General features: G+C 60.2%; 21 protein-coding genes. 5 read left to right on the top strand and 16 right to left on the bottom strand.

Features of this window, described 5'->3' with window-relative positions; all coding sequences use genetic code 11:
• Positions 1-80: 80 nt before the first annotated feature.
• Both BLW22_RS23965 and BLW22_RS23970 read right to left on the bottom strand, forming a co-directional pair.
• The gene (locus tag BLW22_RS23965) at positions 81-629 is read right to left on the bottom strand and encodes a sugar ABC transporter ATPase (RefSeq protein WP_065924854.1); all 549 of its coding nucleotides are present in this window, start codon (positions 627-629) and stop codon (positions 81-83) included.
• A 91-nt stretch (positions 630-720) separates the two neighbouring features.
• Positions 721-1,488 carry a sulfite exporter TauE/SafE family protein gene (locus tag BLW22_RS23970; protein ID WP_074847581.1) on the bottom strand — a complete coding sequence of 256 codons (768 nt, stop codon included), beginning with the start codon at positions 1,486-1,488 and terminating at the stop codon, positions 721-723.
• Positions 1,489-1,587: 99 nt separating this feature from the next.
• On the opposite strand from BLW22_RS23970, the gene BLW22_RS23975 reads away from it, so the two are divergent.
• The 5 genes from BLW22_RS23975 to leuA all read left to right on the top strand — a co-directional run bounded on the left by BLW22_RS23975 (position 1,588) and on the right by leuA (position 11,159).
• Entirely contained in the window at positions 1,588-2,478 is an 891-nt protein-coding gene (locus tag BLW22_RS23975) for a LysR family transcriptional regulator (protein ID WP_074847582.1), read from the top strand.
• A 10-nt stretch (positions 2,479-2,488) separates the two neighbouring features.
• On the top strand, positions 2,489-3,868 hold the full coding sequence (gene xseA, locus BLW22_RS23980; RefSeq protein WP_065924857.1) for an exodeoxyribonuclease VII large subunit: 1,380 nt from the start codon (positions 2,489-2,491) through the stop codon (positions 3,866-3,868).
• A 3-nt stretch (positions 3,869-3,871) separates the two neighbouring features.
• Positions 3,872-4,693: a M23 family metallopeptidase gene (locus BLW22_RS23985; protein ID WP_074847583.1), complete on the top strand. Its 822-nt coding sequence runs from the start codon at positions 3,872-3,874 to the stop codon at positions 4,691-4,693.
• 231 nt (positions 4,694-4,924) lie between these two features.
• Complete coding sequence (locus BLW22_RS23990) at positions 4,925-9,109, top strand: membrane-targeted effector domain-containing toxin (RefSeq protein ID WP_143045160.1); 4,185 nt, start codon at positions 4,925-4,927, stop codon at positions 9,107-9,109.
• Between the two features lie 370 nt (positions 9,110-9,479).
• The gene (gene leuA, locus BLW22_RS24000) at positions 9,480-11,159 is read left to right on the top strand and encodes a 2-isopropylmalate synthase (protein ID WP_027605424.1); all 1,680 of its coding nucleotides are present in this window, start codon (positions 9,480-9,482) and stop codon (positions 11,157-11,159) included.
• Between the two features lie 90 nt (positions 11,160-11,249).
• Here the strand turns inward: leuA and BLW22_RS24005 are convergent, their stop codons facing one another.
• From BLW22_RS24005 to hscA, 14 genes are all read right to left on the bottom strand, one after another.
• Complete coding sequence (locus BLW22_RS24005; protein WP_074847585.1) at positions 11,250-12,041, bottom strand: amidohydrolase; 792 nt, start codon at positions 12,039-12,041, stop codon at positions 11,250-11,252.
• The gene (locus BLW22_RS24010; RefSeq protein WP_074847586.1) at positions 12,029-13,177 is read right to left on the bottom strand and encodes a pyridoxal phosphate-dependent aminotransferase; all 1,149 of its coding nucleotides are present in this window, start codon (positions 13,175-13,177) and stop codon (positions 12,029-12,031) included. The genes BLW22_RS24005 and BLW22_RS24010 overlap by 13 nt, the downstream gene beginning before the upstream one ends.
• A 194-nt stretch (positions 13,178-13,371) precedes the next feature.
• Positions 13,372-14,841: a ribosome biogenesis GTPase Der gene (gene der / locus BLW22_RS24015; RefSeq protein ID WP_065924863.1), complete on the bottom strand. Its 1,470-nt coding sequence runs from the start codon at positions 14,839-14,841 to the stop codon at positions 13,372-13,374.
• A gap of 204 nt (positions 14,842-15,045) precedes the next feature.
• Entirely contained in the window at positions 15,046-16,197 is a 1,152-nt protein-coding gene (gene bamB, locus BLW22_RS24020; protein ID WP_065924864.1) for an outer membrane protein assembly factor BamB, read from the bottom strand.
• A complete protein-coding gene (locus BLW22_RS24025) occupies positions 16,190-16,831 on the bottom strand; it encodes a YfgM family protein (protein WP_027605420.1) in 642 nt (213 codons plus the stop codon). The genes bamB and BLW22_RS24025 overlap by 8 nt, the downstream gene beginning before the upstream one ends.
• A gap of 41 nt (positions 16,832-16,872) precedes the next feature.
• Complete coding sequence (gene hisS, locus BLW22_RS24030; protein ID WP_065924865.1) at positions 16,873-18,162, bottom strand: histidine--tRNA ligase; 1,290 nt, start codon at positions 18,160-18,162, stop codon at positions 16,873-16,875.
• Between the two features lie 23 nt (positions 18,163-18,185).
• Positions 18,186-19,295: a flavodoxin-dependent (E)-4-hydroxy-3-methylbut-2-enyl-diphosphate synthase gene (gene ispG / locus BLW22_RS24035; protein WP_003175952.1), complete on the bottom strand. Its 1,110-nt coding sequence runs from the start codon at positions 19,293-19,295 to the stop codon at positions 18,186-18,188.
• Positions 19,296-19,297: 2 nt separating this feature from the next.
• On the bottom strand, positions 19,298-20,299 hold the full coding sequence (locus BLW22_RS24040) for a RodZ domain-containing protein (protein WP_065924866.1): 1,002 nt from the start codon (positions 20,297-20,299) through the stop codon (positions 19,298-19,300).
• Complete coding sequence (gene pilW, locus BLW22_RS24045; RefSeq protein ID WP_065924867.1) at positions 20,299-21,057, bottom strand: type IV pilus biogenesis/stability protein PilW; 759 nt, start codon at positions 21,055-21,057, stop codon at positions 20,299-20,301. The genes BLW22_RS24040 and pilW overlap by 1 nt, the downstream gene beginning before the upstream one ends.
• A 12-nt stretch (positions 21,058-21,069) precedes the next feature.
• Positions 21,070-22,218 (bottom strand): dual-specificity RNA methyltransferase RlmN, encoded by a 1,149-nt coding sequence (rlmN, locus tag BLW22_RS24050; protein WP_027605416.1) that lies wholly within the window; start codon positions 22,216-22,218, stop codon positions 21,070-21,072.
• A 29-nt stretch (positions 22,219-22,247) separates the two neighbouring features.
• Positions 22,248-22,673, bottom strand: a complete 426-nt coding sequence (gene ndk / locus BLW22_RS24055; RefSeq protein WP_017846179.1) for a nucleoside-diphosphate kinase — start codon at positions 22,671-22,673, stop codon at positions 22,248-22,250.
• A 91-nt stretch (positions 22,674-22,764) separates the two neighbouring features.
• Entirely contained in the window at positions 22,765-22,965 is a 201-nt protein-coding gene (iscX, locus tag BLW22_RS24060; protein ID WP_065924868.1) for a Fe-S cluster assembly protein IscX, read from the bottom strand.
• A gap of 14 nt (positions 22,966-22,979) precedes the next feature.
• Positions 22,980-23,321 carry an ISC system 2Fe-2S type ferredoxin gene (fdx, locus tag BLW22_RS24065; RefSeq protein WP_065924869.1) on the bottom strand — a complete coding sequence of 114 codons (342 nt, stop codon included), beginning with the start codon at positions 23,319-23,321 and terminating at the stop codon, positions 22,980-22,982.
• A 3-nt stretch (positions 23,322-23,324) separates the two neighbouring features.
• The gene (gene hscA / locus BLW22_RS24070; protein ID WP_065939251.1) at positions 23,325-25,187 is read right to left on the bottom strand and encodes a Fe-S protein assembly chaperone HscA; all 1,863 of its coding nucleotides are present in this window, start codon (positions 25,185-25,187) and stop codon (positions 23,325-23,327) included.
• Positions 25,188-25,199 lie beyond the last annotated feature (12 nt).

The raw sequence follows: 25,199 nt of genomic DNA on the forward strand, positions 1-25,199 counted from the left end.
TGGAAGCGCGCCATTATACTCAGACACCCCCCAGGTCTCAATGTAAAACTCTGACATATTTGGGAATAGTGATAGAAGGACTACAGCTCGACTTTGACCCAGCTGATCTTCTGGTCCAGCCAATCGGCGAATTCGTCGATAAAGCTCTGCTTGAACCCCGCCTCCGCCCAGTTGTTGAAGATGAACCCCAGGTTGGAAAACCCGCACGCCTGCAGGAACAGAAAACCGTTGATGTCATCTTCATGCCCACACAGCGGGCAGGTGAAGTTGTCGGTGTGGCCGGGCATCCAGTCTTCCAGGCTTTCGAACAGCGCCTCGCCGACTTCCTTGAGGCATTCCGGGCAGCCGGCCTCCTCGAGAAAGCCCTTGGCCGGGGTATAGATGCAGCGCTTGTAGATGATCTCCAGGCCGTTGACCGGCTCGTTGAACGGCAGCGCCTCGGGGTGCAGCACCACGGCGCGGGCGCCGTCGGCCAGGGCATAGGCCATGCGGTTGCCGGTGCGGCCACAGGTGGTCAGTTCTTCCTTGATGATGTTCTTGCGCACCAGCCACCGCACGATCGCCCGGGCGCGGGGTTCGTGGACGGGCAAGGTGGAGATTTTCGGGACAAGGATGCTTTGGGAATTCATGGGAGACCTGCGGCGTGGCTTCTGGCCTCATCGCGGACAAGCCCGCGATGAGGCTCGGGAGGACGGCAGCTTAATCCCTGAAGAAATCAGGTCAAGTGCTCAAGTACCGCCCAATCAACGCAATGCCACTGGCCAGCACCAACCACGTCACCAGCCGGACGAAGGCCTCACGGGACATGCGCATGGTCAGCCTGCGCCCACACCACAGCCCCAGGGCCATCGCCGGCAGCAGGCACAGCGCCAGCATCAGCAGCGGCCAATCAGCATACACCCCGGCGATCAGGAACAGGCTCAGGCGCACCACCGTGCTGCAACTGATCAGCGCGCTTTGGGTGGCGCGCGCCGCGTCCTTGGGCAAGCGGCTGTTGAGGTAGATTGCATATAAAAAGCCACCACTGCCGAACAACGCACCGAACAACCCGCCTACGGTGCCCATGGGGATCGACCAGCCAGCGGCCAGCTGCGTTGGCCGGGTTTTCACCGCCAGGCTGTAGATCGCATAGGCGCTGATAAACAGCCCCATCAGCAGCAGCAACAGGTCCGAATGCAGGTTGAGCAGAAACACCACGCCCAGGGTGCAGCCAATCGCCATGCACGGCAGCAATCGCAGCAGCTCCGGCTTGTTCACGTCCCGGCGCGTTTGCAGCAGGCCGCCGAAGGCCGCGACGAAATCCAGCAGCACCAGCAGCGGGATGATCTTCGACAGCGGCATAAACACAATCAGGATCGGCCCCGCCACCAGCGCCGTGCCAAAACCGGCGATGCCGAACACGATATAGGCCACCACCACGCCCAGGCCGATCACCAGCCAATCCATACCATCAAACGACCACTGACTCATCAGCTCAACCGGGCTCATGGGTAATTCCTTATTGGAGATGACCATCACTTTAGCCATCGGTAAGGGATCCGACTAATATCTTCAAGGCCCTCCACCTATCTCGAAAAGGCATGACGTGTGATCTCCACCCGCCAACTGCGTTACTTCGTCGAAATCGCCGACAGCGGCAGCTTCAGTGCCGCCGCCGAACGTTTGTTCGTGGCGCAATCGGCCCTGAGCCGGCAGATCAAGGAGCTGGAAAACCAACTGCGAACCCCGCTGTTCGAACGCACCGCGCGCCAGCCGCGGCTGACTGCCGCCGGTGAAGCCTTCTATCCACGGGCGCGCAACCTGCTGGGCGAATTGCTCAAGGCCAGCCAGATGGCGACCCAAGTGGGCAACGGCGAATTGGGCACACTGCGCCTCAGCCATTCGAGCACCGTGCCGATGAGCGGGCCTTTACTGCAAGGCATCGGCACCTGGCTGGAGCGCTGCCCTGGGGTGTCGATGGATATCGGCAAACTGTCCTCCGAAGCGCAGCTGGAAGAAATCGCCGACGGTCGCCTGGAAGTCGGGGTGCTGCGTTTACCCGTGCTGCGCCAGCGCGAAGGTGTACGGGTCATGCCTTTATACAGCGAACCCCTGCTGCTGGCCGTGCCTGCGAGTCATGCGCTGGCACGCAGCCAGGCGCCCATCGAACTGGAGCAACTGAAAGACCAGGCGTTTATCTCGATCTCCCATCCCCAGCGTGGCGGCCTGAGTTATCTGTCGGCCGAACTGTGCATGCGTGCGGGATTTTTCCCCAAGGCCGCGCGAGTGATGTCACGCAAAACCACCCAGTTGCAGTTGATCCAGGCCGGTTTCGGTATAGCCTTGCTGCCAAAGTCCATGCAGGACATCGCCCCCGCCAACGTGCACTTTTTGCCCCTGGCCGACTCGGACTGCCTGAGCACCGTCGCCCTGGCCTGCCAGCAGTCACCGAGCGCGTTGGTGGAGCAGTTCTGTCAAACCCTGCACGAATGCCTATAAACTGCCGCCCATGATTAAAGATCCCTTTGCCCGCTTGGGCCTGGACCGCGAAGTCCTGACTGTCAGCCAGCTCAACGGCCGCGCGCGGGTGTTGCTGGAAGACGTGTTCACCAATATCTGGGTCGAAGGCGAGATCTCCAACCTCGCCCGCCCGGCCTCCGGCCATGTGTACTTCACCCTCAAGGACAGTGGCGCCCAGGTGCGTTGTGCGCTGTTTCGCAATAACGCCGCGCGGGTCCGCCAGGCGTTGAAGGATGGCCTGGCGGTGAAGGTACGCGGCAAGGTCTCGCTGTTCGAGGGCCGTGGCGACTACCAGTTGATCCTCGATACCGTCGAACCCGCCGGGGATGGCGCGCTGCGCCTGGCCTTCGATGCCCTGAAGGAAAAACTCAGCGCCGAGGGCCTGTTCAGTGCCGAACGCAAGGTGCCGCTGCCCGCGCACCCGCGCCGCATCGGCATTATCAGTTCGCCCACCGGTGCGGTGATCCGCGACATCATCAGCGTGTTCCGTCGTCGCGCGCCCCAGGTGCAATTGACGTTGATCCCCACCGCCGTACAAGGCCGCGAAGCGATCCCGCAGATTGTGCGCGCGCTGAAGCTGGCGGATGCCCGTGGCTTTGACGCGCTGATCCTGGCCCGTGGCGGCGGTTCGCTGGAAGATCTCTGGTGCTTCAACGAAGAAGCCGTGGCGCGGGCAGTGGATGCTTGCGTGACGCCAATCGTCAGTGCCGTCGGCCATGAAACCGATGTGTCCATCAGCGATTTCGTTGCCGACGTACGCGCGCCCACACCTTCGGCGGCCGCTGAGTTGCTGGCCCCCGACGCCGGCAACCTGGTGCGCCAGGTCGAAAGCCTGCACCGCCGCCTGGTGATGCTGATGCGCAATCGCCTGACCCACGACCGCCTGCGCCTGGAAGGCATGGCCCGGCGCCTGCGGCACCCCGGCGAACGTCTGCGCCAGCAGGCCCAGCGCCTGGATGACCTGGATATGCGCCTGCGCCGCGCCTTCGAGCGCAGCCTCAATACCCGCCGCGAACGCCTGATCCGCCTGGAAACCCGTCTCGCCGGCCAGCATCCGGGGCGCCAGTTGGCCCTGCTGCGCCAGCGCCTGGACAGCCTTGCCGAACGCCTGCCCCGCGCCATGCGCGAAGGCCTCAAGGCGCGTCGCCTGCAATTGCAAAGCCAGGTGCAGACGTTGCACGTAGTCAGCCCGCTGGCAACCTTGGGCCGTGGCTACAGCATTTTGCTCGACGAGCGTGGCCAGGCCATCCGCAACGCCGCACAGACCCACACCGGCCAGCGCCTCACCGCGCGCCTCGGTGAAGGCCAATTGCAGGTGCGGGTGGAAGATAACCACCTGACCCCCGTCACCCTTTCGTTATTGGATTGATTGATGCCACGTTTCTTTAGTGTGTTGCTGCTGCTATGCCTCGCCGTTAACGCTCATGCCGACAGCTATATCAGCCGTACCTTGAACAAGCCGGTGCCCGGCGGCGTTGCGGTGGTTGAACTCGGCCCTTCGGCTACCGCGCCGAAAGCCACGTACCAGGGCAAACCCGTGCTGGTGGTGAAGGAGCAGGACAACTGGCTGGCGATTGTCGGCATCCCGCTGACGGTCAAGCCGGGCAACGAGCGCATCAGCAGCGGCGGGCGCAGCCTGCCGTTTATCGTCGGCTACAAGAAATACCCGGAACAGCGCATCACCCTGAAGAACAAAAGCCAGGTCAACCCCAACCCGGCGCAGCTCAAGCGCATCGAGGGCGAGTTGGCCGTGCAGCTCAAGGCCTATCGCAGTTTCAGCCCGAACCTGCCGAGCAACCTGGTGCTGGACAAACCGGTGAACGGGCCGCTGTCGAGCAAGTTTGGCGTACGCCGTTTCTTCAACGATGAAGAGCGCAATCCTCATTCGGGCCTGGACTTTGCCGTGCCGGCCGGTACACCGATCAAGACGCCGGCGAACGGTAAGGTGATTCTGACCGGCAACTACTTCTTCAATGGCAATACCGTGTTTGTCGACCACGGCCAGGGCTTTATCAGCATGTTCTGCCATATGTCGAAGATCGATGTAAAAGTCGGCGATCAACTGGTGCGCGGTACGGTGGTGGGCAAGGTCGGCTCGACGGGCCGTGCGACCGGGCCGCATATGCATTGGAATATCAGCCTCAATGACGCACGGGTCGATCCTGCGATATTTATCGGCGCCTTCCAGCCCTGATACGCGGCAGCGCATTCAGCCCGGTCTGGACGTTCAAACCCCACGTATAGACCGGTCACTGACGACCGCCCTCTTTCAACAACCATGGCGCCGATCTCGACACAGTGCGTCGCCATTCCCGCCTATTTTCGAAGGAACCGTCATCGCTTGACTTGCCACCCACACATCGAGTCCCAGGGAGGACAATTCGCTCACAAGGACACATAAAGCAAGTCTTGTGGAGTTTCCTTAATGCATATCTCTGACTTCAAGCCCGCGCAACCCCAAACCGTTATTCCACCTTCTCGCCCTGCATCATCTACGCCAACAGCCCAGAACGACAGCCCAGGCCCACAACCCGCCCCCGCCAAGTCTCGTTCGTCCGTACGGGGACTCGCCAGCCTCTCCGCCCCTTACTCATCGGGCATAAACCCCGCCACTGCCATCCGCAGCCCTCTCTCGAATCACTTCAAGATCGGCGATCTGCAGCTACTGAATGAACAGTACTCCAGCCTCATGGACGAGATGGCCTCAGAGCAACGCCAGCGTCCTGATTTCAAAAACTTTTTGCAGACACGGCTGGCACAGGCGTTTCCTCAACTGAATCCCCTCGACCCGGACAAGGTTTCGTTCAATAGCTATACGTCAAACAACGGCGTAGAACAGTTGAAATCCTCCGAGCCGATAATGACTGCCTTGAGCCGTGCGATTCGGGAAATCTATGCCAACCCGAGCAAACAGCTATTCGAGACACCGGGGGTCAGGACCGAATTTGTGACCCGGCCAGCGCCCGATGAGGCAGTCAATGTCCTCCAGCCCACCGCCTCGCTGCACACCATCGCCAGGAGCATTGCCACCGAGTACGCTCAGACGCTTCGGGAATACTGGACCACGCCCCAGCTTTCAGCGAACTCGCCCTCGCCACAGGACCAACTGTTATGGGTCCACAAACAGCAACTGTCGACCTTGGCAGCCATCCGCAAGATGGACGGCACGCTGAGCCCGGCCAGTAAAGAGTTGATCGACAACGCGCTGCGCTACCCGTCTCTAGAGGAACGGGAAAGTAAACTGCCTGACGGATCAAGGCCCGGTGTGTACCCCATCACCATTGATGACGGCACAGTACAGGGTGCAGCCTTCGCCGGTGCGTTCATGATCACCAGCAAGGATGGCTCTTCAGCGTCCACCCCGACCTGGCCTGCCACCGGTCGGGAGATTAAGCTCAACGACCAGAATGGCCCCGTGGTGCTCTATACCCCCAGCGAAGGTTTCGAGGAATTCGCAACCCCGGCACTGTTACGCGAAGCATTGGCGCAACGGCTCGACAGCGGCGGGCCGGCCGCCGAGCTGTTGAGGCAAAGCCTGCCGCTTTCGCTGCAAAACCGCGCGTCGCCGCCTACGGGGGATGACTTGATGCTAGGCGTGGCCCCCCTGGCCGGGGATGTGCAGGCAGAGGGGATAAATTTGCTGCTCCAGCGCCAGGGCGCGGAAGTCGATGCGTTGATGGCCAGGACATTCACCCCGCAGCGGCCATCAAGCCCCACATCAACGCTGGGGCCGACGCTCATGACGGCCCTGGATGATGCCGCTGACTGGTCGGCACAAGTCGACGGCAGCAACGCCATGCTTGCGCGTAACGAGAAATTGGCCGAGAAAGGCCAGCCGGGCTGGTTGAAAAACCTCAGCCCCGCTCAAGAATTGCTCTACAGCCACTTGGAAGGGAAAGCGACAAAGAGCGCTGAACAACTCGCCCCCCTGCTGGAAAACATTCCGTCCTTATCCAGCTTTGCCACGTCGCAAATGAATGAGGCGCTGAAACAGGCTTACCCCCAGGCCAATGTGGACGCCGATCAACTGATGGTTAAAGTAGTCACCAAGACGCGTTTCCACCTCGGTCGCTCCGGCATTCCACAACCCCCCTCCACTACCATCACCTATCTGTCACTGTCCGACCTGGCCCTGAAAAACCCAAGCCACTGGGAAATGGGCGAAAGCCACAAGCACACCGAAACCACCATGACCCTGGCGCTGCAAGACACCAAGGGCTCACCGGTTCCAGATGATCAGAGGCGGCCGATCACCCTCGATACACAACAACTCAAGCACCTGGTCTACACCGCAGATGTGGGTGGCGAATACACCAAGCTGCTGGAGACGCGCATGGCGCCGGATGCCGCATCGGGGCCGGCTGCTGATTTACACAAGGCGTGGAAAGCCAGCAATGCCGACTTGATGGTGAAAGAAGCCTTCCTGGCACAACTCAACCCCGGTGGGTTCCAAGCCGATGCCAGCACCGACAAGACCTTGAAGCGGGGCGTACAGTGGATCAACGCGGTTCTGGATCATCCGGATCCGGCCCAGCGTGCGAAGGTGGATGGACAAACGATTGTTGCCAACACCCTGCTCCAGCTGGGCCTACCGGTTCGCGGCGTGATGGTCATCGGCAATCAAACCGACGCTTCTGTGGTGCTCTACAGCCCCGGAGCCCCCGACGGACTGGCGTTCAGGGAACTGCCCAACCTGGACGCATTGACGACGCTGCTGGAGAAGAAAGAATGGCAGGCCTATACCCAGAGCAGAAAATCGCCAACGGAAAAGGACGATTTTCAGCAATCCGTGGACGCTGCGCGCCGAGTCGTCACCAGTGGGGGCACCGACCTTCTTGCAGCCGCCGAGGTTCTTGACAAAGGAAGAAAACGCCTCGCTGGTTCCATAACCCTAAAGCCGATGGAAACAGACATCCACGATGAATTGTTCACTCAACAGACGCGCTTGCTAATCGATAAAGCCGACTTCCAGTCAACCAGCAGCGCAGAAGTGAACGCCGAATCGACGCGTAACAAGATCATGTTTGGCTTGGAGGTGGGCAGCCTGTTTCTGGACTTCATACCAGTCATCGGCAAGGGCATTTCTACCGGGGTAAAGGTGGGCAGTCGGCTCGGCCGAGCGGCACTGAAAACCATCCAGGGCAATGCCCGGCACTTGCCAGGTGGACTGCTCACACGCGGCGGCCGGGTCAACCTTTTCGCCGACTTCACCGCGCTTGCATCAGGCCTGCCCCATGTGCCGAGCACGCCTTTGCGTCCGGTGTTTCGCGCGGCGGGAACGCCCGTCCCCGCCGCTCCCGTCGCAAGGTCGCTGCTCACCCAGGGAACGCCCCCGCCCGGCGCGCCTGTCCCGCCTGCCGTCCCTTCGACCAGCGCGGGCATCAGGGCGTCCCAGGCAATCCCCAGCCCCGTCGCGCAATCCGTTACGCCACCGCGAGACCTGAGCGCCTATTCCGTCCCTGAAGACACGCTTAGAGGCGTCAGACCAGACGCCAATGGCATTTATCAAGTGGGAGAAAACTGTTACATCCGCTATACCGACAGCACCGGAATCAACCGCCCCTACCAGATTTATTCTGTGTTCAACGCCAGGCATGGGCGGGTCAGTATTATCGATCCCAAAGTGCCGTCGGATGCCCCCAGCATCTACAAGAATGTGGCGTTCATGGAATCAACCGGGACAGGGGAATGGCGCCTGAGTGAGTTGCCCGGCGCCAAGAGGCACAGAGGACGAACTTCACCACCGGGCGACGAATATATGGATCGCGTGCTCAGTGGCCAAGCGGCCAGAGACTTCGACGGGAACGCGGCCACCACCGGGCAACTGAGGCGTTGGTTCAGGCGTGACGTGCAGGACTTCTTTGCCCGCATGAGTGCGGGGCAACTGCCGGCACGGCCTGCCATTCCAGCCATCCCTGACAATGCGACGTCGGCCCAACTGATTAAATCGACCTTGGCGCCAGCCGATGTAAATGGCCTGGTCATAGGCGAACTTCACGACGAGCCAGGGGGCTACAAGTTCATCATTGAAAACATGGCGAACTTAAAAGCAAACGGAGTCACAACGATTTATCTCGAAAATGCCCCGTACTTCGAGGGCTCTCCAGTGTTCGGCGCCGGCGCCTATCAACCTCAGGATGCGAGATATGCCTATCCCCGCCCTTACGATTACTCAACCTATGCACCAAACAGTCCGACCCCGTATGACCTCATTCAGGAAGCCGACAAACACGGCATTAAGGTCATAGGGCTCGAGCATCCTTACCTCACAGCCCATAGCGATAACTTCGCGGCCAGGGCTGGTAACCAAGGCTACGTCCAAGAGCGCTTGTCAGACTTCAATTACTACGCGACAAAAATCATTGGGAAGACACCACCGGGGGAGAAATGGGTGGCGTTGGTTGGCAACGTGCACATGAATACGGCCGCCGGTGTTCCAGGGGTTGCCGAGTTGAACAAAGGGGTCGGAATCTCGATTATCGAGGCTCCCCAGGGCGCAAAAAGCTTGGCGATCCCCCCAGCCGCGAAAGACACTACCTCCCCAAGTTTCGCCGATTTACAACCGGATATTGAATTCAAGCAAAACGTTGATGATCTACGACTACCGTAGCAGGCAACCCAGGATGCCGTACCGGCGCTAACGTCGCCGTACGGCAACCACCCATTGCGCACCCACGAAGATGAGCAAAATAAAAACCACAAAAAACCACAAAATAAACAATAAAAAACTACAAAAATGCGAAACCGTAGATTTTCTATCAATTTTTCTTGAGCGCTTGCCATCTCCTATCCCCCGCGGGTAGGGTTAAATCCATGAAAACCTCTCACACCCTCATCCAGCTTCGCCAGCACCGCAGCCTGTGCCTCGTCAGCGCACGACTGCCAGGCTGAATCGATCTGCCTCGTCTTTACGTTTTATCCCTAAAAACAGTTCTACGGCAGGCCGCCTTTTCTCGGCCCCTACAACAAAGGATTTCCCGATGAGCATGCTCAAAGACCCGTCTTCGAAGTACCGCGCGTTTCCGACCATCGATATCCCGGACCGCACCTGGCCTTCCAAAACCATCACCACCGCGCCGATCTGGTGCAGTTCCGACCTGCGTGATGGCAACCAGTCGCTGATCGAGCCGATGGACGCGGTGAAAAAGCTGCGCTTCTGGAAGACCCTGGTCGCGGTCGGCGTGAAGGAAATCGAGGCGTCGTTCCCTGCCGCATCGCAAACCGACTTCGACTTCGTGCGTACCCTGATCGAAGACAACCACATCCCCGAGGACACCACCATCCAGGTGCTGACCCAGGGCCGTGAAGACTTGATCGCACGCACCTTCGAATCCCTGCGCGGCGCCAAAAAGGCCATCGTGCACCTGTACAACGCCACATCGCCGTCGTTCCGCCGCATCGTGTTCAACCAGGACAAGGACGGCATCAAGGCCATCGCGGTCAACGCGGCCAAGCTGTTCGTCAAGTACGCCGCCCAGCAGCCGGAAACCCAGTGGACCTTCGAGTACTCGCCGGAGACTTTCAGCGCTACCGAACTGGAGTTCGCCAAGGAAGTCTGCGATGCCGTGATCGAGGTCTGGAACCCGACGCCTGAGCACAAGATGATCCTCAACCTGCCAGCCACCGTCGAGTGCGCGACGCCGAACATCTATGCCGACCAGATCGAGTGGTTCGGTCGCCATATCAACCGTCGCGACAGCGTGATCATCAGCCTGCACACCCACAACGACCGCGGCACCGGCGTAGCCGCCACCGAGCTGGGCCTGATGGCCGGCGCGGACCGTGTCGAGGGTTGCCTGTTCGGTAACGGCGAGCGTACCGGTAACGTCGACCTCGTCACCGTGGCCTTGAACATGTACACCCAGGGCCTCGACCCGCAGCTGGACTTCTCCGACATCGACGGCGTGCGTAAAGTCGTCGAGGAGTGCAACCAGATCCAGGTACACCCACGTCATCCGTACGTCGGCGATCTGGTGCACACCGCCTTCTCCGGTTCTCACCAGGACGCGATCCGCAAAGGCTTCTCCCAGCAGAAAGAGGATGCGCTGTGGGAAGTGCCGTACTTGCCGATCGATCCGGCCGATATCGGTCGCAGCTACGAGGCGGTGATTCGGGTGAACAGCCAGTCGGGCAAAGGCGGCATCGCCTACCTGCTGGAGCAGGAATACGACATCAGCTTGCCGCGCCGCATGCAGATCGAATTCAGCCAGGTGGTCCAGGCCGAAACCGACCGTGTGGGCCTGGAGATGACCGCACCGCAGATCTACGCGTTGCTGCAGCGTGAATACCTGCAAGCCAACACTCCGTACGCGCTGGTCAGCCATCGCCTGCAGGAAGAAAACGGCAACAGCTTTGTCGAAGTGGAAGTCTCGGGCAAGGGCCAGGGCGAAACCAACCTGCACTGGAAAGGCAAAGGCAACGGCGCACTGGAAGCCCTGGTAGCCGGCCTGCCGATTGGGGTGGAGATCATGGACTACAACGAACATGCCATCGGCGCGGGCACCAACGCCAAGGCCGCGGCCTATATCGAGCTGCGTGTGAACGGTGAACGCCCGGTGCATGGCGTGGGTATTGATGAAAACATCACCACGGCGAGCTTCAAGGCACTGTTCAGTGCGCTGAACCGCTCGTTGAGCCAGCAGGAAGCGAAAGCGGCGTAACCTTCGCCGTCATACAGAAGGCCCCTGGGTGAGAACCCAGGGGCCTTTTTTATTGAGTTTCAGATTTGGGTTGCCCCCGATAACGGCCTGTCAGACAAACTGAAAGCTATCGGCATCCAGGTTCGCCGGAAACCTGGTGCGGTACGCCGCCAGTTCAGCCGCGTCCAGGCACACCTGGAACACCCCGTTCGCCTCCCCCGCACTCAGCAGGCTCTCACCCTGGAAATCCAGCACCTGGCTATCACCGGTGTAGGCAAAGCCCTTGCCGTCGGTGCCCACTCGATTCACCGCCGCTACGTAGCACAGGTTCTCGATAGCCCGCGCCGGCAACAAGCGGTTCCAATGCTGGCGCCGCGCCCCCGGCCAATTGGCGGTGTACAGCAGCAAGTCAGTGTCCTGGGCATCCCGACTCCACACCGGGAAGCGCAGGTCGTAGCAAATCAGCGGCCGAACACGCCAGCCTTTTAATTCGAACTGCACCTGGCGCTCGCCGGGGGTGTAGTGATTGTGTTCACCGGCCATACGAAACAGATGACGCTTGTCGTAGTGCAACACCTCGCCATCCGGCCGCGCCCACAACAGGCGGTTGCGGTGGCTGCCATCAGCGGCCTGGATGATCACGCTGCCGGTGATCACGGCGTTGTACTTCGCAGCCTGGGCCTGGAGCCACTGATGGGTCGGGCCGTTTTCCGGCTCGGCGAGGGTTTGCGACGCCATGGAGAAACCGGTGGTGAACATTTCCGGCAGCACGATCAGGTCGGCGCCGCGGACCTGCTCCAGCAGCCCCTCGAAATGCTCGAGGTTGGCCTGGCGGTCGTGCCAGGCCAGGGTGGTCTGGACCAGGGCGATATTCAAGTCAGGCAATGCCGTCAGATCACGCATAGTTTTTCAGCCGCTTGTCGCAGCGTCTCCTTGCGCTTGGCAAAACACAGGCGCACCAGGCGCTGGCCTTGCGGTGGGCTCTGGTAGAACACCGAGACCGGGATGGTCGCCACGCCATGCTCGCGGGTCATCCACAGGGACATGGCGACGTCATCCAGGTCCGGGCGTATTTGTGAGTAATCGACCAACTGGAAGTAGGTACCGGCCACCCGGCTAAAGCTGAAACGCGACGGTGCCAGCAGGTCGCAGAACAGGTCGCGCTTGGCCTGGTAGAACCCCGGCAGTTCATCGACGTGCTCCGGGTGTTCGGCCATGAAATCGGCCAACGCGAACTGCAACGGGGTCACGCCACAGAAATTGACGTATTGATGCACCTTGCGCAGTTCGGCCGTCAGGGCCGGTGGCGCGACCACGTAGCCGGTTTTCCAGCCGGTGACGTGGTAGGTCTTGCCGAAGGAGCTGACCACGAACGCTCGCGGGTACAGCTCTTCATGGGCCAGCACGCTGACGTGGGGCACGCCGTCGAATACCAGGTGTTCGTAGACCTCGTCGCTGACCAGGTAGATATCGCGGTCGCGGATCAGTTCGGCCAACTGGTCCAGCTCGGCGCGGCTGATCAGCGCGCCGGTTGGGTTGTGCGGAGTATTGAGGATGATCATGCGCGTACGTGGCGACAGCGCAGCCTTGATCCTCTCGAAGTCCAATGCAAAGCCTTGCAGGCTCAGTTGCACATGCACGCAGCGGCCACCGGCCAGTTCGACTGAGGGCTCATAGCTGTCGTAGCAGGGGTCGAACACAATGACCTCATCGCCAGTGCGAATCACCGCCTGGATCGCGCAGAAGATCGCGGCGGTGGCGCCAGGGGTGATGGTCACTTCACTGTCGGCATTCACCGTGGCGCCATAGCTGCGGGCGATCTTGGCCGCCACTTGCTGGCGCAAGGCCGGCAGGCCGGTCATCGGTGAATATTGGTTGTGCCCGCTGGCGACATGTTTGCCCACGGCATCGAGCAAAGCCTGAGGCCCATTGAAGTCGGGAAACCCCTGGGACAGGTTGAGCGCGCCGGTTTCGGCAGCGAGTTGCGACATGGTAGTGAAAATAGTCGTGCCGACATTTGGCAGCTTGCTGGTGATCATGGGAGCCCCCTTCGGGTGAGCTGCAAGTTTTAAGCTGCAAGCTGCAAGTAGGTCAAGGGGCAAACCGCCAGGCACAAAAAAGGGCTCATTCAGAGCCCTTTTTTGTGCCTGGCGGTTTGAGCTACAAGCTGTAAGCTTCAAGCCGCAAGCAAACCCGCTTTAGCTTGCAGCTTGTAGCTTACAACTTGCAGCTGCTACTTTTTATCCCTGCGCTTCTTGTCAGCCTTCTTGTGGTGAGTCATCAAACGACGCTTCTTGTTCACCTGCCGGTCAGTCAATGTGTTCTTGTTGCCTTCGTACGGGTTCTCGCCACCCTTGAACTCGATACGGATCGGCGTACCGACCAGTTTCAGGACACGGCGGTAGGTGTTTTCCAGGTAACGCACGTAGGACTTGGGCACCTTCTCGATCTGGTTACCGTGGATCACGATAATCGGCGGGTTGGCACCACCCAAGTGGGCGTAACGCAGTTTGATCCGGCGGTTGTTGACCATCGGCGGTGCGTGCTCGCCAACGGCGTCTTCGAGGATCTGGGTCAGACGGTTGGTCGGCCAACGGGTAACGGCGGACTTGAACGAGTTCTGTACGGAAGCGTAGAGGTTACCCACACCCGTGCCGTGCAGGGCCGAGATAAAGTGGATATCGGCGAACTCGACGAAGAACAGGCGGCGCTGCAGCTCGATCTTGACGAAATCGCGCTCGCTCGGCGTCATGCCGTCCCACTTGTTGATCGCGATGACCAGGGCACGACCGGCTTCGAGGGCAAAACCCAGCAGGTTGAGGTCGTGGTCCACCACGCCTTCGCGGGCGTCCATCACGAAGATCACCACGTTGGCGTCTTTGATCGCCTGCAGGGTTTTCACCACGGAGAACTTTTCAACTTCCTCGTGGATCTTGCCGCGTTTGCGCACACCGGCGGTGTCGATCAGCGTGTACTTCTCGTCGTTACGCTCGAACGGGATGTAGATGCTGTCGCGGGTGGTGCCGGGCTGGTCGTAGACGATTACCCGGTCTTCACCGAGCATGCGGTTGACCAGGGTCGACTTGCCCACGTTCGGGCGACCGATGATCGCAATCTTGATACCGTCTTTTTCGCTTGGGCCAGGAATGCGCTTGGCTTCCTCGCCTTCGGCAACGATCTCTTCTTCGCCTTCTTCTTCCTCGGCGTCATCCTTAGGGAAGTCGCGCAGGGCGACTTCCAGCATCTGGGTGATGCCGCGACCGTGGGCACCGGCGACCGGGATCGCGTCGCCAAGCCCCATCGGGCTGAATTCGGCACGGGCCGCCTCAGGATCGATGTTGTCGATCTTGTTGGCGACCAGATAGGAACGCTTGTTGCGCTTGCGCAGGTGCTCGCCAATCATCTGGTCGGCAGCGGTGTAGCCCGCGCGGGCGTCCACCAGGAACAACACGACATCGGCTTCTTCAATGGCCAGCAGGGACTGCTCGGCCATCTTTTCGTCCATGCCATGCTCATCACCGGAGATACCACCGGTGTCGACAATAATGTAGGAGCGCCCTTGCCACTTTGCCTCACCGTATTGGCGATCACGGGTCAGACCGGACAAGTCGCCGACAATGGCGTCACGAGTCCTGGTCAGGCGGTTGAACAAGGTGGACTTGCCGACGTTAGGTCGGCCCACCAGGGCGATTACGGGAACCATGCGGCTCTCCACTTCGTTATTTCAGAAAATACAAAAGCCGCTGCAAGGCAGCGGCTGGTGCTCGACTGTAGGAGCGAGCTTGCTCGCGAAAAACGCAATGGCACCGCGTTTATTCAGACAGCACGCGTTATCGTTAACGATTTTCGCGAGCAAGCTCGCTCCTACAGGTGAAGCTGCTTGAGGGGTTACCCCCAAGCATAGTTCTTACTTGATGGTCAGGGCTTCCAGCTTGCCGCTGTTGCCAAACACATAAAGCATGTTGCCCACCACCAGCGGACGAGCACGCAGGCCGTCGCTGTCGATACGCTCACGACCTACAAAACGACCATCCACCTGGCTCAGCAGGTGCAGGTAGCCTTCGAAGTCGCCGACCGCTACATAGCTGGAGAACACTTCCGGAGCCGACAGTTGACGACGGGCCAGGGAGTCATTGCTCCACAGTGCAGTGGTGGAACGCTCGTCGACACTTTCAACGGTGCCGGACGCCAGGCTTACGTAGACGCTGCCAAACCCTTGGGCGACACCCGCATAACTGGAAGCATCGCGCTGCCAGTTGACACGGCCGCTCTGCAGGTCCAGCGCGGCAACGCGGCCTTGGTAAGTGGCGACGTAGAGGGTTTCGCCCGACAGCAGCAAGCCACCGTCGATGTCCACTACGCGATCCAGCTCGGAACGACCTTGGGGGATGGCCACACGGGTTTCCCAGGCAGGCACGCCGTTCCTGGTGTCCAGGGCGACTACTTTACCGGTCGACAGGCCTGCAACGGCCAGATTGTTGGTCACAACCGGACCACTGGTACCGCGCAAGGTCAGCACCGCCGGGGTGCTGTCGTACAACCAACGCTGTTCGCCGGTGCTGGCGTCCAGGCCGATCACACGGTCATCCTGGGTTTGCACCACGACGATATCGCCGTTGGTGGCAGGCGGTGCGAGGACTTCACTGGTCACGCGAGCGCGCCATTTCTCTTCACCGGTGCTGGAGTCCAGCGCCACGACTTCGCCCTTGAGCGTGCCGAGCATGACCATGCCGTAACCCACGCCTACGGCGCCGGACACCGGCAATTCAAGGTCTTTCTTCCACTTCACGTCGCCGTTCATGCGATCCATGGAGATCACCACGCCGGTTACGTCAGCGGCCACAATGTTGTCACCGTCGATTGCCGGCACCAGCATATTGTAGGTCTCGCCCTGGCCGTCACCGATGGAGCGGCTCCATTGCTTTTGCAGGACGACTTCTTCCTTGAAGCTGGTCAGCTCGGCCGGAGGCAGTTCTTTTTTACTGTTGCTGCTGCAACCCGCGGCCAGAACGGCCAGAGCCAGCAATGCTGCATGTTTCCAACGGATCACGTCATGCATCCCCTTTGGCCAGGTCGTCCAGCTTGATTTGTAAGCCACCGACTGCCGCTTCATCAGACAGCGCCGCCTTGGCTTTCTTGTACGCAGCATTGGCTTCGTCGGTACGACCCAATTGGACCAACAGGTCGCCCTTGAGCTCTTCGCGAGTGGCTACAAATGCCTTGTCCGCATCGCCGTCGAGCAGTTTGAGTGCTTCGTCAGCCTTGTTCTGTGCCGCCAATACCTGGGCCAGGCGCTGACGCGCGATTTCACCCAGGGTCGGGTTGGTCGGCTTGTCGGCGATGGCCTTGAGTTCTGCGGCGGCGTCATCCAGCTTGCCGGTATCGACCGCGACTTTCGCGACGAACAGGCTGCCGTATTGGGCGTAGGTGCTGCCGCCGAATTCGTTCTTCAGCTTGCCGGCCAGGTCTGCAACCTGCGCGGGGTCGGGCTTGCCGTCCGGCGTCAGTGTAGTTTCCAGCAATTGCTGATAAACGATCGAGGCGCCCTGGGACTGGTTGGCCTGATACTTTGTCCAGGCTTGCCAGCCGAACACCACCACTAAAGCCAGCAGACCGCCAGTAACCAGGGGCTTGCCGTTACGCTGCCACCAGTCCTTGAACTCGGCCAACTGCTCATCATCAGTACTCGACACCCCAATACTCCTTAATCGCTAAATTCGGCTGTTCGACAGCTTCAACCCTGCACGACGCAGGTGGCCAAGTGCGCAGCGAGCGCATCAAAGGCAATGTTCTGTTGCTCGCCCTGGCCACGCAGGGGTTTGAAACCTATCACTTGCTGGGCCAGCTCGTCATCGCCCAGGATCAGTGCGTACAGTGCACCGCTCTTGTCGGCCTTCTTGAACTGGCTCTTGAAGCTGCCTGCGCCGGCATTGACCTGAAGGCGCAGGTTTGGCAACTGGTCACGTACTTTTTCGCTCAGGGCCAGGGCGGCCAGTTCGGCGGCCTCGCCAAAGGCACACAGGTACACGTCCACCTGACGGGAGATTTCTTCCGGAACCTTCTCCAGGGTTTCCAGCAGCAGGATCAGCCGCTCGATCCCCATGGCGAAGCCCACGCCGGTGGTCGGCTTGCCGCCCATCTGCTCGACCAGCCCGTCGTAACGGCCACCCGCACACACGGTGCCCTGGGCGCCGAGCTTGTCGGTGACCCACTCGAACACGGTCTTGCTGTAGTAATCGAGGCCACGCACCAGCTTGGTATTGATCACGAACGGAATGCCGGCCGCGTCCAGACGAGCCTTGAGGCCTTCGAAGTGAATGCGGGATTCGTCGTCCAGGTAATCGGCCATTTTCGGCGCATTGACCAGCACGGCCTGGGTGTCGGCGTTCTTGGTATCGAGGACGCGCAACGGGTTGGTCTTCAGACGACGCTGGCTGTCTTCATCCAACTTGTCCAGGTGGGCGGACAGGTACTCGACCAGGGCCACTTTATAGCGGCCGCGGGATTCACTGGTGCCCAGGCTGTTGAGCTCAAGCTTGACCGCGTCGCGGATGCCCAGCAGGCCCCATAGGCGCCACGTCAGCACGATCAGCTCCGCGTCGATGTCCGGGCCGTCGATGTTGAATACTTCCAGGCCGATCTGATGAAACTGGCGATAACGGCCTTTCTGTGGACGTTCGTGACGGAACATCGGGCCGATGTACCACAGTTTCTGCGGCTGGCCAGCACCGGTGAGGCCATGCTCAAGCACGGCGCGCACGCACGCGGCAGTACCTTCCGGACGCAAGGTCAGGGAGTCGCCGTTACGGTCTTCAAAGGTGTACATCTCTTTTTCGACGATGTCGGTCACTTCACCGATGGAGCGTTTGAACAGCTCGGTGAACTCGACGATCGGCATGCGGATCTGCTTGTAACCGTAGTTATCCAGCAGGCGCGCGACAGTACCCTCGAGGTAGCGCCACAACGGCGTTTGCTCCGGCAGGATGTCGTTCATGCCACGAATGGCTTGCAGAGACTTGCTCACATCAAATCCTTAAATTCGTTCAATCAGCCGCGAGCGATCAGCGCTGCGTCAGCCGCGACCTTTTCGGCCGCTTTCTCGCGGATCAGCTTTTCCAGCTCATCCACCAGATTGTCATTCGTTAACTTCTGCGACGGCTTACCGTCGATGTAAATCAGGTTCGGTGTACCGCCGGTCAAGCCCACATGGGCTTCCTTGGCTTCACCCGGGCCGTTGACCACACAACCGATCACTGCAACATCCAGCGGCACCAGCAGGTCTTCGAGGCGCAACTCCAGGTCGTTCATGGTTTTCACCACGTCGAAGTTCTGCCGCGAGCAACTCGGGCAGGCAATGAAGTTGATGCCGCGTGAACGCAAACGCAGGGATTTGAGAATGTCGTAGCCGACTTTCACTTCCTCTACCGGGTCTGCCGCCAACGAGATGCGGATAGTATCGCCAATCCCTTCGGCGAGCAGCATACCGAGACCCACCGCAGATTTCACTGTGCCTGAGCGCAAACCGCCGGCTTCGGTGATGCCCAAGTGCAGCGGCTGCACGATTTCCTTGGCCAGCAGGCGGTAGGCTTCCACCGCCATGAACACGTCGGAGGCCTTTACGCTGACCTTGAAGTCCTGGAAGTTCAGGCGTTCGAGGTGTTCAACATGACGCAGTGCAGACTCGACCAGCGCTGCCGGGGTCGGCTCGCCGTACTTCTTTTGCAGGTCTTTTTCCAGGGAACCGGCGTTGACGCCGATGCGGATCGGGATCCCGCGATCACGGGCAGCGTCCACCACAGCGCGCACACGGTCTTCACGACCGATGTTGCCCGGGTTGATGCGCAGGCAATCGACACCCAACTCGGCCACACGCAAGGCGATCTTGTAGTCGAAGTGAATGTCGGCAACCAGCGGCACCTTGACTAGCTGCTTGATGCGACCGAAAGCCTCGGCAGCGTCCATGTCCGGGACGGATACCCGAACGATGTCTACACCGGCCGCTTCCAGGCGATTGATCTGGGCAACGGTAGCGGCAACGTCATTGGTGTCGCTGTTGGTCATGCTCTGTACCGCGATGGGGGCGTCGCCACCCACCGGCACCGAGCCGACCCAGATCTTGCGCGATACGCGACGTTTGATTGGAGATTCGCCGTGCATGACTATTGTCCCAACTTCAGGCGAGCGGTCTCGCCAGTGGTGAACGGCGCTACGTCTACAGGTTGGCCGTTGTAGGCCACTTGCGCGCCACGGGCGAAGCCCAGACGCAGCGTCAAAGGAGGCTTGCCGCCCAGGTCGAGCGTATCGCCCTTACGCTTGAGACCACTGACCAGCACTTTGCCGTTGCCATCGGTGACTTGCGTCCAGCAGTCAGCGACGAAGGTAATTTGTACACGCCCGTCACCGGCGATCAACGCAGGGGTGGTGGGTGGTGAAATCGCCGGGGCTGCCGGAGCGGTTGGCGCCGTAGTCGCTGGCGCCGGGACCGGAGCAGCCGGTGTATGAGCCTGGGCAACCGGAGCCGCGGGGGTATGGGCTGGCGTGGCCGGTGTCACTGGGGCCGGTACGGCAGCGGTCGGGGCACTTTCCGGTTCGGACGGCTCAGCGGTGGCCGGGGTTTCGGGGGCAGCCTGGCCTTGGGCAACGGCCTGGTCTTCCGGCTCATCCAGCGGATGAATCTGGGTGGTGCCGTCGGCGCTCTCGACTTCGACGTGCTCCATGGCGTTGCTGGTCAGGTCTTTACTGCGCTGGGACGTCTGGTCTTGCCACCAGACGAAACCGCCGCCGATCACGGCGATCAGCAACAACAGGCTGACAATCCGCAGGATTGTGTGGGAAACCCGCACCGGCTCTTCGATGCGACCCAGGCCATGCACATTGCTGCCCTGGGAGTCGGTGCCGGTGAACTGGTCGAATTCCTGGACCAACACGGCCTGGTCGATGCCCAGCAACTTGGCGTAGGCGCGGATATAACCACGGGCGAAGGTATGCCCAGGCAGCTTGTCGAATGCGCCGGCCTCAAGGTTGCCCAGGGAGGTGGTGGTCAAATTGAGCTTGAGGGCCACTTCCGCCAGCGACCAACCATTGCTTTCGCGGGCCTGACGCAAGGTGTCGCCTGGGTTTACGCGATTAGCTGCTACAACTTCCGGGTGCGCCGCTTTCATCATTGCTCCGACAGGTATTGCTGATATTCCGGCGTACCGGGATAGAGTCGTTCGAGTTGCTGGCCAAAACGTGCGGCCGTGTCGTGTTCTTCATGAACCGTCGCCAGGCGCACGCCGAGCAATAGACTACGTGCATTTTGCCCGCTGAGCAGGCTAAAACGCTCGTAATAGTCACGTGCCGGCACATAATGCCTGTCTTCGTAGGACAACTCAGCCATTTCGAGCAGCGCTCGTGGCTGATGGCCATTCAAGTGCAGGGCTTTTTCCAGCTGCTGGCGTGCGCTGTCGCGCTGGCCGAGGCGCATCGAGGTCACCCCAAGGTTCTCGAACACCCGCGCGCGCTCAGGATAGAGGGTATCGGTACTGGCTTGCTGGAAATAAAGGGCGGCCTGGTCATAACGCTTTTGCTTGAACAGGAAACTGCCGTAATTGTTCAGCAGTTTCGGATCGGCAGGCCGTGCGGCCAGGGCTTTGTTGAAGTACCGGTCAGCCAGTTCAGGCTCGGCCTGGGCCTGGAACACCAGGGCCAGCGCAGCGTTGGCGTCAGCATCGTCGCTGTCCAGTTCAAGGGCTTTTTTCAACGGCACCTTGGCCTGCTCGCTCATGCCTTGGCGCAGGTAACCCAACCCCAGTTGCACATAGGCAACCCGCGCCTCGTCACGGCCCTTGCCGGTTTGCAAAGGGCTGTCATGGCCCGATGAAACACAACCGGCGGCGAGGCCGGTAACCAGCAGAAGCAGCGCAAGGCGCAAGGGCATAGAGATCCTCTCTCAGATTCGATTCACAGCAATTTGCGGCAGATCGTCGGCGGCGTTCAATTCACGCACGGCGATATAGCGCTCGCTGCGGCGGGTGCGGTCCATCACCTGCCCGACCAATTGACCACAGGCGGCGTCGATGTCTTCACCACGGGTGGTGCGCACGGTGACGTTGTAGCCGGCCTGGTGCAGTTGATCCTGGAAACGGCGAATGGCGTTGTTGCTTGGTCGCTCGTAACCAGAATGTGGAAACGGGTTAAACGGAATCAGGTTGATCTTGCACGGGGTGTTCTTGAGCAGTTCAATCATCTCGACCGCGTGTTCGACCTTGTCGTTAACATCCTTGAGCATGGTGTACTCAATGGTCAGCACACGTTTTTCGCCCAAGGTCGCCATATAACGCTGGCAGGATTCGAGCAGCATCTTAAGCGGATACTTCTTGTTGATCGGCACCAATTGGTTACGCAATGCGTCATTGGGTGCGTGCAGCGACAACGCCAGGGAGACGTCGATGTGCTTGGCCAGCTCATCGATCATCGGGACCACGCCGGAGGTCGACAGGGTCACACGGCGCTTGGAGATGCCGTAGCCCAGGTCGTCCATCATCAGGTGCATGGCTGCGATGACGTTGTCGAAGTTCAGCAGCGGCTCACCCATGCCCATCATCACCACGTTGGTGATGGCACGGTCGACGGTCGCCGGGACGCTGCCAAAGGATTTGTTGGCAATCCACACCTGGCCGATCACTTCGGCGGCAGTGAGGTTGCTATTGAAGCCTTGCTTGCCGGTGGAGCAGAAACTGCAGTCCAGGGCACAGCCTGCCTGGGACGAAACGCACAAGGTACCGCGCTTGCCCTGGGGAATGTACACGGTCTCGACGCAGCTGCCGGACGCTACGCGCACCACCCACTTACGGGTGCCGTCGCTGGAGATGTCCTCGCTGACCACTTCGGGGCCACGTACTTCAGCAATAGCCTTGAGCTTGTCGCGCAGGGCCTTGCTGACGTTCGTCATGGCGTCGAAATCGTCGACGCCAAAGTGGTGAATCCATTTCATTACCTGACCGGCACGGAAACGCTTCTCCCCGATTGAGTCGAAGAATTTTTCCATTTCCTGTTGAGTCAGACCCAGCAGGTTGGTTTTTACAGTCGATGTCGTCATGGATTCACCCTCACTCTTTAAGCCGATGCTTAGCGAGTGGTTACTTCGGTAGCTGCGAAGAAGTACGAGATTTCGCGAGCAGCAGCGGCTTCGGAGTCCGAACCGTGAACAGCGTTGGCGTCGATGGAGTCAGCGAAGTCAGCACGAATGGTGCCGGCAGCGGCTTCTTTAGGGTTGGTAGCGCCCATCAGCTCACGGTTCAGAGCGATGGCGTTTTCGCCTTCCAGAACCTGAACAACAACAGGACCGGAGATCATGAAGGCAACCAGGTCGCCGAAGAAGCCACGAGCGCTGTGCTCAGCGTAGAAGCCTTCAGCTTCAGCCTTGGACAGTTGCTTGAGTTTCGAAGCTACAACCTTCAGGCCGGCTTTTTCGAAACGAGTGGTGATCTCGCCGATGACGTTTTTTGCAACAGCGTCAGGCTTGATGATGGAGAAAGTACGTTGAACAGCCATGGTGTAACTCCAGAAACGGTAATTTACGAAAAATTAAACCCGCGAATTATACGCGGGTTCTTGGGTATTGCCTAACTGCGTAAGGGAGGCGTCAGTCCTGCTCTTCTTTCCAGGCAGTCTGGATAGCTTCCAGGACCTTTTCGCCACCGCGATCGCGCTCATCATCAAAGCCTGGCAAGGCCATGACCATGTCACGCAAAGCAACAAAATTCAGGGAATAGGGATCCGTATCCGGGTTGCCGTCGGCCAACAGGATAGCGATCTCTTGCACATCAACCCATTTAAGACTCATGACACTTCCTTGAATCAGTGCGGCGCTTCGGCCGCATGGTTGAGCGAATATTTCGGAATTTCGACGGTGATGTCTTCAGTCCCGACCTTTGCCTGACAGCTTAGGCGAGAAGTGGCTTCCAGGCCCCAGGCGCGATCAAGAAAATCCTCTTCCAGCTCATCGGCCTCTTCCAGGCTACTGAAGCCTTCGCGAATGATGCAGTGGCAGGTGGTGCAGGCGCACACACCACCACAGGCACTTTCGATCTCGATGTGGTTGTCATGGGCAACTTCGAGGATGGACTTGCCGGTCTCAGCCTCAACAACCATACCGTCCGGGCAATGCTCGGCGTGTGGCAGAAAAATGACCTGCGGCATTAATTATTCCTCGATTTCATTCAGGTTGCGCCCGGCCAGTGCGGCTTTTACCGTCTGATCCATGCGGCGGGCAGCAAAGGCGTCAGTGACCTGCGACAAGCGCTTGGTCTGCTGCTCGATGGCGTAACCATCGTTGCCTTTCATCAGTTCGGCCAGCTCCTGCATCTGCAGGTCGATGACCATGCGCTCTTCGGCATCCAGCAAACGCTCGCCGTCGGCATCCAGGGCGCCCTGCACCGCTTCAAGCAGGCGCTGGGCATCCACTTGTTGCTCGCGCAGTACACGCGCGACCTTGTCGTCACCGGCGTATTGGAACGAATCCTTGAGCATCTTGGCGATTTCACCGTCAGTCAGGCCGTAGGACGGCTTGACCTGGATGCTGGCCTCCACGCCGGACGCCAGCTCGCGCGCGGCGACGCTGAGCAGGCCGTCGGCGTCGACCTGGAAGGTCACGCGAATCTTCGCCGCACCCGCGACCATGGCCGGGATGCCGCGCAATTCAAAGCGCGCCAGGGAGCGGCAGTCACTGATCAGCTCGCGCTCGCCTTGCAGCACATGAATCATCATCGCCGTCTGACCATCTTTATAGGTCGTGAAGTCCTGGGCGCGAGCGACGGGGATGGTGGTGTTCCGTGGAATCACCTTCTCCATCAGCCCGCCCATGGTCTCCAGCCCCAGGGACAGCGGGATCACGTCAAGCAGCAGCAGTTCGCCGCCATCACGCTTATTGCCGGCCAGGGTATCGGCCTGGATGGCGGCGCCGATGGCGACCACCTGGTCCGGGTCGATTTCCGTCAGCGGCTGGCGACCAAAGGCTTCGGCCACGGCTTCGCGAACCCTTGGCACACGGGTTGAACCGCCGACCATGACCACGGCACCGACGTCTTCCAACTCGATACCGGAGTCACGCACGGCACGACGGCAGGCTTTCAGGCTGCGGGCGATCATTGGTTCGATCAGCGAATCAAAGGCTTCGCGAGTCAGCTTGGCGCACCAACTGCCGTAGGAAACGTCAACAGAAGCAGCGTCAGTCAGCGCCTCCTTGGCGGCACAGGCCGTTTGCAGCAAGTTACGCTGCTCGCCCGGATCCAGGTCAGCGGACAAGCCGGCGCTGCTGATGATCCAACCCGCGATGGCGTGGTCGAAGTCATCGCCACCCAGCGCTGTATCGCCACCGGTAGCCAGTACTTCGAACACGCCGCCAGTCAGGCGCAGGATCGAAATATCAAAAGTGCCACCACCCAGGTCGTAAATAGCGACCAGGCCTTCGGCATGCTGGTCCAGGCCATAGGCCACGGCCGCAGCAGTCGGCTCGTTGAGCAGGCGCAACACGTTCAGGCCGGCGAGTTTCGCCGCGTCCTTTGTGGCCTGGCGCTGGGCATCATCGAAATACGCCGGGACGGTGATCACCGCACCGACCAGTTCGCCACCCAGCGTGGTTTCCGCGCGCTGGCGCAGCACCTTGAGGATATCCGCCGACACTTCCACCGGGCTTTTCGGGCCCTGGACCGTGTCGATGAACGGCATATGGGATTCACCACCGACAAAGCGGTACGGCAGCTGGTCGCCCAATTGCTTGACGTCGGACAGGCCACGACCCATCAAGCGCTTGACCGACAGCACGGTGTTCAAAGGATCGGTAGACGCCGCCAACTTGGCCGACTCACCGACTTCGGTGCGGTCAGCGTGATAGCGCACGGCGGACGGCAGGATCACCTGGCCGTCAGCGTCGGGCAGCGGCTCGGACAGGCCGCTGCGCAAGGCAGCAACCAGGGAATTGGTGGTACCCAGGTCAATCCCCACCGCCAGGCGACGCTGGTGCGGTTGAGGGCTTTGGCCGGGTTCGGCGATTTGCAGTAGAGCCATGGTAATCAGGTC

It is taken from the genome of Pseudomonas marginalis, assembly GCF_900105325.1.
Lineage (GTDB): Bacteria > Pseudomonadota > Gammaproteobacteria > Pseudomonadales > Pseudomonadaceae > Aquipseudomonas > Aquipseudomonas marginalis.